The 16267-nt window shown below is 51.4% G+C and carries 17 protein-coding genes and 2 pseudogenes; 11 read left to right on the forward strand and 8 right to left on the reverse strand.

The window, feature by feature from the left end:
* Positions 1-41: 41 nt before the first annotated feature.
* The 3 genes from WFL93_RS07480 to WFL93_RS07490 all read right to left on the reverse strand — a co-directional run bounded on the left by WFL93_RS07480 (position 42) and on the right by WFL93_RS07490 (position 4906).
* A complete protein-coding gene (locus tag WFL93_RS07480) occupies positions 42-3134 on the reverse strand; it encodes an efflux RND transporter permease subunit (RefSeq protein WP_336777716.1) in 3093 nt (1030 codons plus the stop codon).
* Positions 3131-4219 carry an efflux RND transporter periplasmic adaptor subunit gene (locus WFL93_RS07485; RefSeq protein WP_336777717.1) on the reverse strand — a complete coding sequence of 363 codons (1089 nt, stop codon included), beginning with the start codon at positions 4217-4219 and terminating at the stop codon, positions 3131-3133. The genes WFL93_RS07480 and WFL93_RS07485 overlap by 4 nt, the downstream gene beginning before the upstream one ends.
* Before the next feature lie 72 nt (positions 4220-4291).
* A complete protein-coding gene (locus tag WFL93_RS07490) occupies positions 4292-4906 on the reverse strand; it encodes a TetR/AcrR family transcriptional regulator (protein WP_180824038.1) in 615 nt (204 codons plus the stop codon).
* 38 nt (positions 4907-4944) lie between these two features.
* Here WFL93_RS07490 and WFL93_RS07495 point away from each other — a divergent pair, with 38 nt between their 5' ends.
* From WFL93_RS07495 to WFL93_RS07515, 5 genes and pseudogenes are all read left to right on the forward strand, one after another.
* Positions 4945-5148, forward strand: coding sequence for a hypothetical protein (locus WFL93_RS07495; protein WP_336777718.1), 204 nt, complete (start codon positions 4945-4947; stop codon positions 5146-5148).
* A 141-nt stretch (positions 5149-5289) separates the two neighbouring features.
* Positions 5290-5772 carry a glutathione peroxidase gene (locus WFL93_RS07500; protein ID WP_336777719.1) on the forward strand — a complete coding sequence of 161 codons (483 nt, stop codon included), beginning with the start codon at positions 5290-5292 and terminating at the stop codon, positions 5770-5772.
* A gap of 127 nt (positions 5773-5899) precedes the next feature.
* Entirely contained in the window at positions 5900-6226 is a 327-nt protein-coding gene (locus tag WFL93_RS07505) for a gamma-glutamylcyclotransferase family protein (protein WP_336777720.1), read from the forward strand.
* Between the two features lie 139 nt (positions 6227-6365).
* Entirely contained in the window at positions 6366-6788 is a 423-nt protein-coding gene (locus tag WFL93_RS07510; RefSeq protein WP_036619826.1) for a GNAT family N-acetyltransferase, read from the forward strand.
* A gap of 200 nt (positions 6789-6988) precedes the next feature.
* Positions 6989-7132: pseudogene (locus WFL93_RS07515) on the forward strand (GNAT family N-acetyltransferase); the annotation flags it as partial.
* Positions 7133-7166: 34 nt separating this feature from the next.
* Here the strand turns inward: WFL93_RS07515 and WFL93_RS07520 are convergent.
* A pseudogene (locus WFL93_RS07520) lies at positions 7167-7286 on the reverse strand (GNAT family N-acetyltransferase); the annotation flags it as partial.
* Positions 7287-7573: 287 nt separating this feature from the next.
* Complete coding sequence (locus tag WFL93_RS07525) at positions 7574-8458, reverse strand: AraC family transcriptional regulator (RefSeq protein WP_336777721.1); 885 nt, start codon at positions 8456-8458, stop codon at positions 7574-7576.
* A 138-nt stretch (positions 8459-8596) separates the two neighbouring features.
* On the opposite strand from WFL93_RS07525, the gene WFL93_RS07530 reads away from it, so the two are divergent.
* The 3 genes from WFL93_RS07530 to WFL93_RS07540 are packed head-to-tail and all read left to right on the forward strand — an operon-like array spanning position 8597 to position 10781.
* Positions 8597-9340: an SDR family NAD(P)-dependent oxidoreductase gene (locus WFL93_RS07530; RefSeq protein WP_180824045.1), complete on the forward strand. Its 744-nt coding sequence runs from the start codon at positions 8597-8599 to the stop codon at positions 9338-9340.
* Between the two features lie 14 nt (positions 9341-9354).
* A complete protein-coding gene (locus WFL93_RS07535) occupies positions 9355-9762 on the forward strand; it encodes a VOC family protein (protein WP_007885122.1) in 408 nt (135 codons plus the stop codon).
* Positions 9759-10781, forward strand: coding sequence for a saccharopine dehydrogenase family protein (locus WFL93_RS07540; RefSeq protein WP_336777722.1), 1023 nt, complete (start codon positions 9759-9761; stop codon positions 10779-10781). The genes WFL93_RS07535 and WFL93_RS07540 overlap by 4 nt, the downstream gene beginning before the upstream one ends.
* Here the strand turns inward: WFL93_RS07540 and WFL93_RS07545 are convergent.
* Entirely contained in the window at positions 10778-11632 is an 855-nt protein-coding gene (locus WFL93_RS07545) for a LysR family transcriptional regulator (protein WP_336777723.1), read from the reverse strand. The genes WFL93_RS07540 and WFL93_RS07545 overlap by 4 nt on opposite strands.
* Positions 11633-11772: 140 nt before the next feature.
* Between WFL93_RS07545 and WFL93_RS07550 the strand changes: the two genes are divergently transcribed.
* Both WFL93_RS07550 and WFL93_RS07555 read left to right on the forward strand, forming a co-directional pair.
* Entirely contained in the window at positions 11773-12681 is a 909-nt protein-coding gene (locus WFL93_RS07550) for an SDR family NAD(P)-dependent oxidoreductase (protein ID WP_336777724.1), read from the forward strand.
* Complete coding sequence (locus WFL93_RS07555) at positions 12678-13526, forward strand: SMP-30/gluconolactonase/LRE family protein (RefSeq protein ID WP_336777725.1); 849 nt, start codon at positions 12678-12680, stop codon at positions 13524-13526. Before WFL93_RS07550 ends, WFL93_RS07555 begins: the two co-directional genes overlap by 4 nt.
* A gap of 117 nt (positions 13527-13643) precedes the next feature.
* Here WFL93_RS07555 and WFL93_RS07560 read toward each other — a convergent pair whose 3' ends face one another.
* Positions 13644-14150 (reverse strand): AAA family ATPase, encoded by a 507-nt coding sequence (locus WFL93_RS07560; RefSeq protein WP_336777726.1) that lies wholly within the window; start codon positions 14148-14150, stop codon positions 13644-13646.
* 188 nt (positions 14151-14338) lie between these two features.
* On the opposite strand from WFL93_RS07560, the gene WFL93_RS07565 reads away from it, so the two are divergent.
* The gene (locus WFL93_RS07565; protein ID WP_336777727.1) at positions 14339-14686 is read left to right on the forward strand and encodes a hypothetical protein; all 348 of its coding nucleotides are present in this window, start codon (positions 14339-14341) and stop codon (positions 14684-14686) included.
* 780 nt (positions 14687-15466) lie between these two features.
* On the opposite strand, the gene WFL93_RS07570 is transcribed toward WFL93_RS07565, so the two are convergent.
* Entirely contained in the window at positions 15467-15682 is a 216-nt protein-coding gene (locus WFL93_RS07570) for a YdgH/BhsA/McbA-like domain containing protein (protein WP_008102115.1), read from the reverse strand.
* Positions 15683-16267 lie beyond the last annotated feature (585 nt).

A 16267-nucleotide genomic window follows, 5' to 3' on the forward strand; every position in this document is an offset into this window, starting at 1 on the left:
AGGTGTCCGGAACCGCCATTTTCCGGGTGATTATCGGATTTTCATTGGGCAATCGAAGAAACTGCAGATGACGGCGCAGCGGGTTTCCTGATGCGGAACCAGATGGCGTACATCGCCGGTAAAAACACCAACGTCATGATAGTGCCGCCAAACGTACCGCCGATCAGCGTGTATGCCAACGTGCCCCAGAAAACCGAATGCGTTAGCGGAATAAACGCCAGAATGGCCGCCAGTGCGGTCAATAATACCGGCCTGGCACGCTGCACTGTCGCCTCGACAATCGCATTAAACGGATCGAAACCTTCCCGCTCATTCTGGTGGATTTGACCTATCAAAATCAGCGTATTGCGCATCAGAATACCTGACAGCGCGATCAGTCCGACCAGCGCATTAATGCCGAATGGCTGCTGGAACAGCAGCAGAATCGGAACCACGCCGATCAGCCCTAGCGGCGCCGTCAAAAACACCATAATCATTGCCGAAATTGAACGGACCTGCAGAATGATGATCAGCAGCGTCAGGGCGATCATAATCGGGAACAGTGGAAGCATCGCTTTTGTCGCCTTAGCCGATTCCTCAATCGAGCCAGCCTGCTCGATGCGATATCCCGGTGGCAGCGATGCCATTAGTGGCTGAAGCTCCTGAAGGAGTGCCGATGACACATCCGGGGGCTGCAGTCCGTCGGCGATATCTCCACGCACCGTGATCGTCGGCGTTCTGTCACGCCGGCGCAGCAGCGGCTCTTCCATGCGTATCTCGGTTTCACCAAGCTGCGAGAGGGGAATGCGCTGACCATCGGCGCCAGCGAGCGTCAGTGCATCGATGCGTGCAGGATCGAGGCGCACGTCTCCTGCTGCGCGCCCCGTCACTTCCACAGAGCGGATATCCTCGCGGATTGCCGTGATAGGCGCACCGCTCAGCAGGAATTGCAGCTGCCGAGCTGCCGTGGCAGGCGTCAGCCCCATCGCCTGCAACCGATCCTGATCCAACCTGAAGTGCATCACCGGTACGCGTGAGCCCCAATCGGTGTTGACGGTGCGCATCATTGGGCTGGCCTGCATCAACGCTTTTACCTGCGCCGCCAGCTGACGCAGCTTGTCAGGATCCGGGCCCATCACCCGGTAAGCCACCGGATAAGGCGAGTAAGGGCCGAAAACCAGCTGGGTCACGCGCACCTGCGCCTCCGGCGCCAGCCCATCTGCCGCCGCTTTACGCAGCCGCAGCTTCAGCGCTTCGCGTTCCTGCTCCCCATTGGTCAGCACCACTATTTTCGCAAAAGAGGGATCCGGTAGCTCCGGGGCCATCGCCAGGTAGAAGCGCGGCGCACCTTGCCCGATATACGCGGTTACCGTACTGGTTTCAGGTTGCTTGCGCAGCCACTGCTCAATCCGCGCGGTGGTCAGGCTGGTCTGCTGAATAGCGGTGCCGTAGGGCATCTGCACTTCAACCAGCACCTCAGGACGATCGGAGGTGGGGAAAAACTGCTTTTTCACCACTCCCATGCTGAGGATAGCGACGGCAAAACAGCCCACCACCGCGCCAGCCACCCACCACTTATGCGTGATGACCGTTGCCAGTAAGCGTCTGAAGCGATTGTAGTGACGGGTGTTGTAGATTGCCGCGTGGCCACCGGCTACCGGCTTGATATCAGGCAACATCTTTACGCCGAGATAAGGGGTAAATACCACCGCCACCACCCATGAGGCAATCAGGGCAATCCCCACGATCCAGAACATGTTGCTGGTATATTCTCCCGCCGTTGACTGCGCAAAGCCGTTGGGCATGAAGCCAATCGCCGTGACCAGCGTACCTGCCAGCATGGGTGCCGCCGTATGGCTCCAGGCATAGGCCGACGCCTTAACGCGGTCGTAGCCCTCTTCCATTTTTACCACCATCATCTCAATCGCGATGATGGCGTCATCAACCAGTAAACCCAGCGCGAGAATAAGTGAACCCAGCGTGATGCGGTCAAAGTTTTTCCCGGTGGTGGCCATGACCACGAACACCACGGCAAGCGTCAGCGGCACTGCGGCAGCGACCACAATACCCACACGCCAGCCCATGCTGATAAAGCACACCACCATCACCACCAGCAAAGCCACGAAGAACTTAATCATGAACTCATCGACAGCCGAACTGATGTTTACCGCCTGATCGGAAACCCGGCTCAGAGTCATGCCCAGCGGCATGCCGTCATTGATGTTACCAACCTCTTTTTCCAGTGCCTTACCCAGCTCAAGGCCGTTCCACCCTTCCCTCATTACGACGCTCAACATCAACGCCGGCTCGCCATCATTACGGATAAGGAAATCTGGCGGGTCAACATAACCGCGCTCGATCTTCGCGACATCCGCAAGCCGCAGCGTATGGTTAGCCGCAACGACCGGCGTATTACGAATTTTTTCCAGCGTATCCAGCGCGCCATCAAGGCGAATAAACACCTCGGGGCCGCGCGTCTGAACAGAACCGGCGGGCGACAGGGCATTCTGCCCGTTCAGCGCGTTGAAAATCTGCTCTGGCGCTATGCCCAGCGTGGCGAGGCGATCGCTGGAGAAGGAGACATAAATGCGCTCGGCCTGCTCCCCGGTGATGGTCACTTTTTTTACGCCCGGCACGTGCAGCAACTGCTGGCGGAGTTTTTCGGCATCGCGAGTCAGAAAGCGCTGCGGTTCACCTTTGGCTTTCAGGGCATAGAGGGCAAAAACTACGTCCGAGAATTCATCGTTAACCATCGGCCCGATTACACCAGGCGGCAGGTTGCGCGCCTCATCGCTGAGCTTTTTCCGCGCCTGGTAAAACTGCTCCTGCACCTCCGCGGGCGGCGTGCTGTCCTGCAGCGAGACCATGGTGTAAGCCATACCGGGGCGGGTGTACGTCTCGCTGCGATCGTACCACTTCAGCTCCTGCAGGCGTTTCTCCAGCGGTTCGGCAACCTGATCCTGCATCTCCTGCGCAGTGGCACCCGGCCAGGCGGTGATCACCGTGAGCTGCTTGACGGTGAACGGCGGATCTTCAGCTCGCCCCAGTCCGAGAAAAGCGATCACACCTGCTACCGTAACAAGGAGGATGAGGAACAACGTGACTGACCGTTCACGCACCGCTAAGGCCGAAAGATTAAAGCGATGCTGGCTCATGGCGTGACGCCTTCTGGCTCTGGCGCTCCGCTGCGGACCGCTTCACCCTCATGAAGCAGATGCGCGCCTAGCGCTGCCACCTGCTCCCCGCCATGAAGCGGACCCGACACGCGTGCGCTGTCATCGCTGATGCCGAGTAGCGTGACTGCGCGCCAGGTCACTTTTGCGGGTTTACCTGTCACCACCCAGACGCCTGGACCGCTCCCGGCATCCCATAATGCACCGAGCGGAATCGACCAGGACTCTCCGGCACCGGCAGATTCAGGAATACGTAACGTGACCGTTGAACCCAGCGGCGCACTGGCAGCGACACCGCTCAGCACGTAGCGTGCTTCATAGGTACGGGTTGCAGCATCAGCCGCGTCCGACAGCTCGCGCAACCTGGCCTCGTTGACGATCTGGCTGCCATAGATCACGGCCGTCGCTGTCGATCCGACCTGCGGCCGTAGCGTCTCAGGCAGACTGACCATCGCCTCACGCTGCCCGGCTCGCGCAAGGCGCACAACGGTTTGACCGGCGCTGACCACCTGACCGGGATCGGCCAAGGTATCGACTACCACGCCATCTGCGTCAGCGCTCAGTACGGCATATTGCGAAGCGTTGAGCGCCACGCGTGCCTGCGCCTGCGCAGCGCTCAGATCGGCGCGCGCTGCCTCTGCTGCTGCGCGGATCTGACTGAAATAGGAGGCAGAAACCGCACCGGTGCCGACCAGTCCGCGATAGCGATTCTCATCATCGCCGGCCTGTCGCGCCCGTGCCTGCGCGGCGTTTACCACTCCTTCCGCTGCGCGTACCTGCAAAGCCAGATCGGCCGGGTCGAGTTTCATCAGGAGTTGACCGCGCCTGACGCTTTGGCCCTTATCAACCAGACGTTCGAGGACTTTGCCTGATACGCGAAATCCAAGATCGCTCTGGACGCGCGCCGCAACCGTGCCGGTAAAAACCCGCGCATTTTCTGCGGCAGGCTGCACCGCAGCCGTCCTGATCAGAGGCGGTTGGGTACGCGGATCGTCAGCGGACGATGCCGGTTCGCCGCAGCCGGTCACAAGGCAGGCGACAGAGAAAAACAGGAGATGCCGGAGCATGGGTTACCTTACTCAAGGAAAGTGTGAGTACCCATTCTCTGACTAGTGACCAATTATGTCAATGGTCACTAATTACGGTGCCAGACTTCTTAGCACTAATGCCGCCAATTGGATTGCATCTTCCTCGGCAGTATCAAGGGAGGTCTGGAGCTGAAGAGGATCGGCCAGCGGTTTGAGCACCAGATAAACCGCGGCAGCCGTTTCATCCAGCGCCGTTTTACGCTCAAACTCTCCCGCAGCGCGTCCTTCACGCAGGATGGCAAGTACGGTTGCGCGCAGTGAAGCTTCATATTGGACGGCAGCGGCCCAGTGCTCGCGCGAGGACGCCGCGGCGATGTCATACAGTTTACGTTCGCGGAAGAACAGCTCACTGCCTGCCACCGCAAGTGTTTTAAACAGTTGCCTTATTTTTTCTGTGGCAGACGGTGAACTATCCAGCGCGCCATTTAGGCGTGCAGTAATCTCTGTGAGGCAATTGACACAGATGACTTCGCCAATTTCCTGTTTAGAGCCGAAAAATTTATAGATATAGGCTTTAGAGAATCCGATGGATCGCGCGAGATCGGACACGGTGGTTTTTTCAAAACCGTAGTGGCTAAAGTATTCCATTGCGGCAGCGACAATCTGGTCGCGAATGGTGTGATCGGAAGGACCCCGCGTGGCGGCGGGATTTTTTTGCTCTGTCATTTTTTTAAACCTGCTCATTGAGCGAAGAGTGACGATTTGTGACCATTGGCTATTTTGGTCACATTTGCCGGTCGCTTCAAGACCTCATTTACACCGGCTACCAACGTGGAACAGCAAACCATGCAATCAGCAACTCCGTTAACGCACTGATCTTCGCTGACTGTAACTGGCCAGAAGGCTTCATCAACCAGACGCCGTTTTCGCCAATCGCCGTCTATTCCGGCAGGGCAAGTGGTGATTGATTTGAATGTATGAATGCGGAGAATTAAGACCGTCCGTATGTCATATTGGGTAGCTTAATGCTGCTGCCCACTCCGTGCCCCTCGGCAACGAGTCGACTGGCAATGGCGAGGTAGTGCGGATTTTGCTCTGAGGATTGCGACATGGCCCCCTTTCATCAACTTACTGCCACCAGTCTGCGAGGCCAGCCCATCTCGATGGCCGAGTACGCTGGCAAACTGGTTCTGGTGGTTAATACCGCCAGCCATTGTGGATTTACGCCACAATACGCTGGCCTTGAAACGCTCTATAAAAAGTACGCCGCTCAGGGGTTGGTGGTGCTTGGGTTTCCCTGCAACCAGTTTGGTAAGCAGGAACCCGGCGGTGCCGACGACATCGCGCAGACCTGTCACATCAACTACGGTGTGAGCTTTCCCATGTTCGAGAAAGTGGCAGTCAACGGCACCGCAACGCACCCAGTGTTTCGTTATCTGAAAGAGGAATTGCCCGGCGTGCTGGGTGGACGGATCAAGTGGAACTTCACTAAGTTCCTGATCGGACGCGACGGCAAACCGCTCAAGCGCTTTGCACCCTTCACCACCCCGGAAAAAATGGAAACCGTAATCCTCGCCGCACTTGAAGTCTAACGGTTACTGTTATTTGAACCGTCCGCTTTGTGCCAGGAGCGGACGTTGATGGATTTGCTACGCATCTACTCTGGAAGAAAAAGTTGATAGTAAGATATTCTGATTATTACTTTTAACAGGAGGATGCATGGAAAGTCTGTTTGTTTACGGAACGTTGGGACCAGGCCGTCCTAACGCTCATATTCTCGAAAAGATAGGTGGTGCATGGCGCGAAGGGCATGTCGCAGGCTCTCTTATCAATGAGGGATGGGGAGCCGAAATGGGCTATCCCGGTATTATTTTGGATAATTCAGGCAATCGCGTGCAAGGATTTCTTTTTACGTCAGAGAATTTGCAGCGTCACTGGGATGTACTTGACGAATTTGAAGGTAGTCAATACGAGCGCGTGCCCGTCACAGTTACTACGGATGATGGGGATACCGTCAATTCCTGCATATACATGTTAAAAAAATAATGGCCTTAAGCCCGCTAATTAGCGGGCTTACTACTCCAAAATACATATGATTAAGGTCCGCTTTTCGCTCATATCGGACCTTGTGCCCAAGTCAGTCCGCTCTGTGCTCAAAAGTGGACTTAAACCAGAGGATACCCTTTTGTCTGATTACTATCAGCTTGTTGAAACTGTTCCGTCCGTAGAGGATTTTTGCCGCTTACGCATTATCTCAGGGTTGACGCCTCGTACCGCAGAGGGTGTCCGTCTGGGGCTGCCTAACAGCTGTTATGGTGTACATATATGCTGGCAGAATACTGTCGTCGGCATGGGACGTATAGTGGGTGACGGCGCCATTAATATGGAAATTGTCGATGTAGCTGTTGATCCAGAGCATCAGGGAAGAGGGCTGGGCCGCAAGTTAATGGAAAGTTTGGCAAACTGGCTCGATAAAAATGCATGTGATGGTGCTTATGTAACTCTCATGGCTGATGTCCCGGAGTTGTACGAAAAATTTGGCTTCATGCGAGTCAGCCCTGTGAGTGAAGGCATGGCAAGGGTCTGGAAACGAACTAAAACTACATAAGATAATGCCTGCTTTTCGCGCATATGGGACCCTGTCTAGCAGCTGTCTGCTTTGTGCCAGTAGAGGAAAATGAGATGTCAACTCAAGTAATCGCACGGTAACTTTATAATTCTTTAAATTAATATCATTACCGTTATATCGTTGTTAATGCTATTAATCTGCTCTTTTCTATCTATAAGCTTACTAATAAGGATTAAATGATGGTCTCGTTTCGCTTAATGACGCAAGAAGAGTATCCTGCTTATCTTGAATATTTTATTTCTGATTATGCAGATGAGATAGCGTCAAATTATCGGATGTCCAAAAGTGATTCGCTGGCGAGAGCCAGGCAGGAAATATCAGAATATTAAATAACAGACTAAGTAATTTAAAACTATTTCCGCTAAGCCAATTTTCTTCCAGCCTGCGTAGTATATTAAATCCTTCAGCCATGCTCTGCGTTCTTAGCTCAACAAACCCCGGGTCGCCCGGGGTGGGATGAGCGAATTGGATATCCATCAGTCATTCCAATGATTTCAGTCTTCATATTCTGGAAATGATTAACTGAAGGGTTTAGCGTGAGAGTCGTAATGCCCTTGCCTTTGTAACTATAAATGTCCGCTGTGTGCCAGAAGCGTACGTTGTCGGGAGCCTATAACGCTAATTATTTTCAGCATCACGTTCCGGGATCCTCAACTTATGCACGAGTCGATTCTTAACCATTCTCTTTTCCTTATGCCACTGGCAGTGCAATGAATGCAGCGATGAAAATCAATGTCCTATTTGTCCCTCGTTAATTAAAAGTGTTAGCCCTTTGAAGTGAGATTTTTTTTCATATCCGCTGAAGGTGGCAATCCAAAATATCTTGCGTATTCTCGGCTAAATTGAGTGTGGCTTTGATAGCCTACCGAAAGCGCGACATTCATAATATTTTCGCCGGAGGTGGCAAGCTTATATCGGGCCTGCATCAGGCGAATTTGTTTTTGGTATTGCATTGGGCTGAGGGCGGTAATAGCGCGGAAATGGCGATGAAAGGCGGATACGCTTAGTGCTGCCATTCCAGCCAGATCCTCTACCCGCAAAGATTGCGCATAATTTCTCTTAATCCAGTTAATTACCTTGTAGATACGTGCAAGATGGGTATCAGGCGTAGCGATATCCCGTAACATCCAACCCATTGGTCCCTGCAGTACCCGAAAAAGAATTTCCCGTTCATACGCTGGTGCCAGAGCGGCTATTTCATCTGGCTTTCTGATAAGGCTAAGCATCCTTAACCAGGCATCCAGTAATTCCTGCGTTACCGGCGCTACCGAAAATCCTGAATGATAAAGATTAGCCGTGCCGGTTTTGGGAATACTATCCAATAGGTCTGCAATAATTTCAGCTTTGGGCGTCAAACTGACGGCCAAATAAGGTGCATTGGTAACGTCATCAGGAAATACATTACCTACAGCGGGTAAGTCTACCGACATCACAAAGTAAGTTGCAGGATTATAGTGTAAGGTCCTGCCACCGACAGACATACTTTTTGAACCCGTCAGAATCAGGTTAATCATCGGCTCATAAACAGCAGAAAGTCTGTGCTCAGGAATTTCTCCCTGCACCATAGCCACCCGCGGTATTCCCGTCTCTGTCCGCTGATTTCCAGCTCCGGAAGCCAGCTCTCTTAGTTCGTGTAATTTATTTTCCATCCGCGATTGATAGCACGCCTCCGTATCCAGCAACAGCATAAAAGCAGAATTGGGCAACAATCGAAGAGGATCGCATACGCCAGCGTTCCTCCTGATGCGTAACCTGTGAAGCGTATTCTTTAACTTACAGGAGCAATGATGAAATATGTTCTGATTACCGGCGGTAGCCGGGGAATAGGTGCCAGTACAGCGATAGAGTGTGCCCGACGTGGATTTGGCGTCATTCTGACCTGGAACAGCCAAGGTGAATCTGCACAATCTATTGTTGAACGCATCAAGGCTGAAGGCGGTAAAGCCATTGCGATGCAGCTGGATGTGGGTGATGTTGGAAGTTTTGATCTATTCCGCAGTTCACTTGAGCAGGCGATGAAAACCCAATGGAATGCATCTGGTCTGGATGGTCTCGTTAACAACGCCGGTTACGGACTGTTTAATCCGCTTGATACAGTCACTGAAGCGCAATTTGATGGCTTAATGAATGTGCATCTTAAAGGGCCATTCTTTTTAACTCAGAAGCTGCTGCCTTTACTGCGTAAAGATTCCAGTATTGTGAATATTACCAGCGCCACCACACGCGTAGCCATCGCTGGCGTAGCCCCTTATGCGGCGTTCAAAGGTGGCCTTGAAGTCCTCACTCGCTATATGGCTAAGGAGTTTGGTAGTCGTGGAATTAGGGTGAACGCGGTATCGCCCGGCCCCATCCGCACCGAGCTTGGCGGTGGACTTAATGATGAGCTTGAATCTCTGCTTGCTGCACAAACGGCGTTAGGACGCGTAGGTGAACCTCATGAAGTCGCGCGCGTGATTGCCTCACTATTAACGTCCGATGGTGGCTGGATCAGTGCACAGTCAATTGAAGTTGCGGGCGGCTTTCACGTCTGAAAAAGGAACACACTATGCTCGACCATATCTTTATTTCAGTCAGCGATCCTGAACGTTCCATCGCATTTTATGAGCGCGTTCTGCCTATTCTCGGCATCGTAAACCGTCATGATTATGACGGTAAACAGGGGCCTTCTGGGCATCCAGACCTGAAAGGCTTTGGTGCAAATGGCCGGATATTTTTTTGGCTCAGGCAGGGAGTCGTTTGCCCGGATGCTGTTCACGTAGGTTTCAATGCAGAATCGGAAAACATGGTCAACGACGCCCATGCTGAAGCACTCGCTGCGGGGGCAACCGAAATTCACCCTCCCGGCACGCAACGGCATTATGACCCTCGTTATTACGCGTCACAGGTCCGGGATCCCGATGGATATACCCTTGAATTTGTATACAAAAATTGGCAACAAGCTGGTCGAATATGAAGACGTTGATGATTTATGGCGCAACCGGTTATACCGGCAGCATGATTGTTCAACACGTATTAGCGTCCGGCATTTCGGTCATTATTGCGGGGCGTAATAAAGAGAAATTGGCCGCTATGGCCAATGACCTGAACTTACCTTTTAACGTTTTCACTCTGGAAGACCCGTCTGTTGTCGATCAGGCGCTTGCAGGTGTAACGGTACTGCTTAACTGCGCGGGCCCATTTTTCCACACGGCTGACGTTCTGATAAAAGCAGCAGTACGCAATCAGGTGCATTACCTTGATATTGCCGCCGAACATGACAGCTATAGATTGGCTGAAGCCTATGATAGCGAAGCCAGCGCTGAGGGCGTTATGTTGCTTCCAGGATGCGGTGGAAGTGTTGCGATGCTGGGTTGCCTCGCCAGACATGCCGCAGATCGGGTTAAGTCACCCAGAAGCATTTCACTGGCCCTAAATGTGACAGGATCGATGTCACGAGGTTCAGCAGTAAGCGCGTTGGAGAATCTTTCGCCGGAATGTTTGGCCAGACTCAATGGGCAGCTCGTACCGACGGATCCTAAAGAACTGAGATCATTCGATTTTGGCAAAGGCGCACGAGAATGTTTTCCTGTAACCCTGCCAGATCTGATCACTGTCTGGAGAGCAACGGGTATCCCTGACATCGCTACGTTTGTACACGTTAGTGGGAATGGGTTCCCTCAGGGGGATTTATCCGCGATACCAGATGGTCCATCAGCCGAGGAGCGTGCAAGCAATCGCTATCAGGCTGCTGCCGAAGTCGTCGATGCTGAAGGAAAGAGAGTGAGAATGCTGCTAGACACTGTCAACGGTTACAGCTTTACTGCACTGGCTGCAACTGAGGCTGCAAGGAGAGTGTTGTCTGGACTCGCACGCTCAGGGTTCATTACGCCAGTAGAATTGTTTGGAAAAGGGTTCGCTGAAAGCATAGCTGACACCTCCATCACCGACGGCTGGAAAAATTTTCATAGTGAATTTGATAAACCCTGCTGCTAGTCTGAGGCAGAAAGAACGAAGGCATGCGCTGATGGAGATAAATGGCGATAGCCGATGACGAGATCAAATTCAATCTCAGCACCTGATAAGGGATGATAACTAATCTGGTCTCCTCGAAAGCCACTCATACTTTGAGGAACGACCGATACACCTCCTCCCACAGACACCAATGATAAGACTGCATGCATTCCATGTGCTTCCTGAGTAATCATCGGCACAAAGCCGGCATTAGCACAAAGTCGGATAACCTGCAGATGGAAGCTCCGTCCCTCAGGCATTGGCCACAAAATAAAGGGTTCACCTGCAAGATCGGCAAGCGTCAGGTCTGACCGCTTACTGAAAAGATGATCTTTTGGGATAGCCATACATAGACGATCACTGTCGAAATTGATCTGTTTGATGTCATCAGCCTTTTCAAAAGGGGGGATCAGTACAGCGATGTCTAACGTCCCGTCGCGTAGAGCAGCAATCTGTGCGGCGGTTGTTGCTTCTCGCAATTCAAGTCGTACCTTCGGATGGCTTGCCCTGAATTCACGAATAATATCGGGCAATCGGCCATAAAGTGCGCTTCCTACATAACCCACACGTAAAAAACCAGTTCGTCCTTCAGCCACATCTACCGTAGAAACAATGGTTTTTTCAGCCTGTCGCAGGGTTTCGCGTGCCTCAATGACAAAATTTTCTCCCGCAGGGGTCAGGCCAAGAACGCGATTACCACGCTCGATAAGAGTGACTCCGAGATCTTCCTCCAGTTTCTGTATGGCACTGGTCAGCGGAGGCTGCGACATATTCAGCCGTTCAGCGGCCCGGTGAAAATGTAACTCCTCCGCGACAGCAATGAATTGCTCCATTCTTCGTAAAGTGATCCGTCCCCGACTCTCTGTCGCCATATCCCGCCATACCTCTTGTTTTTGAATCAAGCTTGCCACGATACAATTAAAGTATTACCAGGTCATATAAATAGTATTTTATATATCAAAGTTATCACTCTATGTTGTTTTCTCAATCACTTAGTGAAAACGGCGAGGGTGACATGGTTGATTTTAAAAGTCGGGTCGTGCTTATCACCGGTGCGGGTCGCGGATTGGGATTCGCGTATGCCCGTTGTATGGGTCAGCTTGGCGCGATGGTTTTGATTCAGGATATCGGTGCCAATTCTGATGGCGAGGGCGTCGACCCTAATATTGCAGAACTGGCGGCAGAGACACTTCGATTCGAAGGGCTGAATGTGCATGCGATCCAGGGGGAACTGACCACACGCGAGAGCTGCCACAATTTGTGCAGAGACGCCCTTCAAGTCGCGGGTCGGCTGGATGCATTAATCCATAATGCGGGTTGGGTGGCTTACGAGAATATCGAGTCGATAGATGAAAGTTCTTTTGATCATATGATGGCCATTGCTGCCAAGGCACCTCTTTGGTTGGCACAGGCGGCCTGGCCTGCAATGAAAGCCGCTGGCTTTGGCCGCATCATTATGACGACTTCTTGCCGGGCGCTCTATCCGCAGTATGTTCATAATGGTCTTGCCTCCTACGCCGCAGCCAAGATGGCCGTAATAGGACTCACCAATGTCCTTGCCAGTGAGGGCAAAAAAGATGGAATTATCGTCAATGCAATTTCTCCCGTTGCCCAGACACGTATGTGGGGGATAGAGGGGGAACCTGCTGAGCTCCACCCTTCGGAAGTGGCACCGGGAGTGGCCTATCTTGCCTCAGCAGAATGCACCGATGGGGGATGGATACTTCGTGCCGCGAACGGGCAATTTCACGCAACCAAAATGAGGGAGGCCGCAAATGTGGACTATCCGCGAAATCTTCGCGCCGTTAAGGCATCAACTGCTCAGGAGGTTGCAGAGAACTGGCAGTCGATCGCTATTCCTGATGTGGAACCGCGACAGTGAATGGTATTTCGGTGGTATTTCCAGGCAAGGCTGTACTGGGAGAGTCACCCATCTGGAGCTGGTCAAGAGCCAGGCTTTTATGGGTTGATACACTTGGGGCTTCTCTCAATTATTTTGATCCCGCAACGGGCCGGAATGTGGAACATGCCATGCCCGGACCGCTGGGCTTTGTCGTGGAGAAGAATACGGGAGAGTTAATCATTGGCATAGGCTGCCATGTTGAGCTAATTGACAGAGCCGGTAAGAGACGAAGGATCGCCACTGCGCCACACGCACAGGAGGGCTTTCGCCTCAACGATGCGAGCCTGGACTCCTCAGGCCGCCTATGGGTTGGGCTGATAGATGAAGAATTGAAAGACGGTTCAGGCTATTTGTATCGCTTCGATCCAGACGGTAAGTGGCACACCGTCGATGCTGGTTTCACGCTTATCAATGGCATCAGCTGGAGTCTCGACTGCAAAACACTCTACGTCACTGATTCCCGACGTGGCGTAATTTACGGATATGATAACGATCCTGACTCAGGCGAAGTCAGTCATCGAAGGGAAGTTGCCAGCATTAATCCCAAAAAAGGTAAGCCTGACGGACTGATCGTTGATCAGTACGGATTTCTCCTGAGTGTACTCTTTGATGGCGCTGCCATTGCGCGGATATCTCCGGAAGGAGAAATCGAGCGATGGATTAATCTCCCCGTGCAGCGACCGACAAGCTGTGCCTTTGCAGATAATGATCGTTATCTGTATATCACCTCAGCGCGACGAGGAATATCGGAAACGCTTTTAGAGAAGATGCCGTATTCAGGGGCTTTATTAAGGCTCGACTATAAGCGTGCACTCGAAATTTGAACCTTTTGCAGACCGCCTAGTGCCAGAAGCGGACGCTGCATGTGTTATGGCATCATAAGTGCCGTCAATTTCCGAAAAAAAAGCGGCTCGATGGTGGCTTAATCGCGGACGATGTATTTAAAGGTATTCGATAATATTAAACCCTTCGTCAACCTTGGGTTCAGAGAAATAACTCGTTATGGTATCGAACTGTTGATCTGTAGCTGCAAAGTCGTGCGCACCCTCCGCGTTACGGGCGTGTAGCCGGGCTCTACAGACTTCATCAGGTACGTTCAAATAATGCAGACGATTATCAGCACCTGACTCCCTAATGATACTCTTCATCCATTCACGCTGTGTCCGTGTGTTTGCCGGGAAGTCCAGAACAACGGATAAACCCGCGTTGAGTAGTGCCACCAGGTGGGGCTTCATAGCGCTTTTGAGCTTTGAGGAACACTGAATATAATCCGCCACTGATTGCATTTCATTTGCATAGAGCGTAGCTAGCCAGTCGTCCTCACTAATAATTACAGAGCCAGGTAAAGCACCTAATTGTGCTGATAAAGTGGATTTACCTGATGCAATTTTTCCGCATAAAAGATGCAGGGTAGGTTTTACTGAAGTTGCCACTGTATCGAAGTCCATTTTTACCTCACTGGTTTTTTCCGGTAAGGCTCACCATACCGGTGGGAGGGGGTAAACTCTAATTAATTTAGCCTTATATATTAAACTTTAAGCAAGTTGCCAATATAAAAAGTTGTTCTTGGGATATATAAGCTGAGAAGTTATCATCTTAACCCGTATGGAATGAAGCCAATGAAATGGAATGTGTGATGAATTTTTTTATTAAAATAATCGCTGGGATAGCCTCACTTTCAGCCTTAGGCTTTATGGCTGTTTATGCTGATATTAAACTTGGCATTAAGGCGGATACTGAGGCCTGCCCAGCTTTAAATGTACAACAGGTGGCCGATGCAGTAGTTGAGGATGTGACAAGGCCGGATAATCGGGTTTTTGCATCTCAAAATCTTACAACTGATGACGTAAACGTTCGAATAGACGAAGTTCAAATTGGGCCTACAAGTGCGCTTGTCACGTTTACCACATCCAAGGAGCCGAGGTTGGTATGGAGCGCAATGCCTCGCTGTTCTAATTTGAAAGATGTTGAATACGGGAATTAACAAAGAAGCTTAACGTTCATCCACTTCCCATTAATTATTCCACAGCGGTGTCAGTCATGTTGTGAAGATTTAGATAAAAATCGCGTTTTTTGCTCTAATCGGACCTACTTCTTCGCTCACATCGTGCCACGAGTGGAAATAAAACATTAATGACATCGTTGCGTAATGAAACATATGACGTACAGGGTATTACTTACATGGGATAAAGACCGTTTCCCGCTCAAAACTGCTTCTAAGTTCCAATCACGATGAGAGCCTACAGCGGTTCAGTGAAGCACTTTAATGTTAGAAGAGAGCATTCGGTAAGATCACTTGATGATAAGCAGAATGCTTCTGGAAAAGCTCAGGTTGCTGGAATGCAGCCTTCACGATGACAGGCGAAACGACCGGGAGTGGCTTCCCCACCCTGAATTCCTGCAAATAACACGCTCAGGTGTGATGGTTGACCGTTCAAAGACAATCACGTCGCTATTAAACGAGAAAACTGCATCGCCGATTATCAGCATTAATTTCCGACTCACCGAAATGGGGGGATGCTGCGCCATGCTTCACTACCGGACGTCTAATGCTGACGGCAGGCGTCATGCATTGCGTTCTTCCTGCTGGCTGTATTCGGATAAAGGGCATTGGACTCTGGTTTTTCACCAGGGAACGCCAGCTGAAGGCACTGCTTAGGTTCGCTGCTGAGATGTTCTGTTCAATTTGCCTGTATAACGGTTCAGATACAAAAAAGGCCGCCCGTGGGCGACCTTTCCTGGCACTTCCTTTTGCGACCATCCGTTATTTGTACAGCTCAGCGGTCATGTGAACGACGTTGCCATTGCTGGCCTCAATGATTTTGTATTGTGCGCCCTGCTGCTGGGCCTGCGCGGCGATTTTAGCCTCGGCACCGTCCATAGTAAGGGACGTTGCGGTAACGCTCTGCGCGAAGCTGGCTGCTGACATCAGTGAAAGAGCGGCAACGGCGGCGATAGACATAGCTTTAATGGTTTTCATGGTCTTTATCCTTGGTTTGTATGGTTGAAAGCGCGTTTGCTTTCGATGGGATAATGATAACCATAGTTACTATTGCATAATTAACAATAAGTGCTGGTATTGTGATCGCGCTAACTATTGCGGCAATAGGTGTACTCGATGATCGGTTCGGCACTGGGTTAATATGTTTAATGTGGAACACATCCCTGTAGCTATCATTTTGACGTCCGCTTATCGCTCATAGCCGTCCTTAAGCTTGCATTAGAAATGCCGCGAGCCAGAATCAGATGTTCTATCAACCATGCTTTAATTGCTGGATGAACAGATGATGAACAATGTTTGTTTACGTCAGTTAAATGCTTATTCCGCAGCCAGCAAAAGGACTTAGCTTGGGCTGGTTTCACCACCATAGCGCGCTTGAACGACAGAAAACGTGACTGAAGCTGAGCGCCGCTACGTTTCTGGTGCGTCGCTGTCTTCTTTTCCCCGGCTCCTGGAGCCAGTACTACTACTGGCTGACTTTGAGCTGACGCAGCGCTACATTCACTGGGATGCGTTGAACTAAGACCTGTCGCGTGCGGGTCTGCTACGCGCGAAGGCCGTACA

The organism is Pantoea sp. USHLN256 (assembly GCF_037149875.1).
Classification (GTDB): domain Bacteria; phylum Pseudomonadota; class Gammaproteobacteria; order Enterobacterales; family Enterobacteriaceae; genus Pantoea; species Pantoea nemavictus.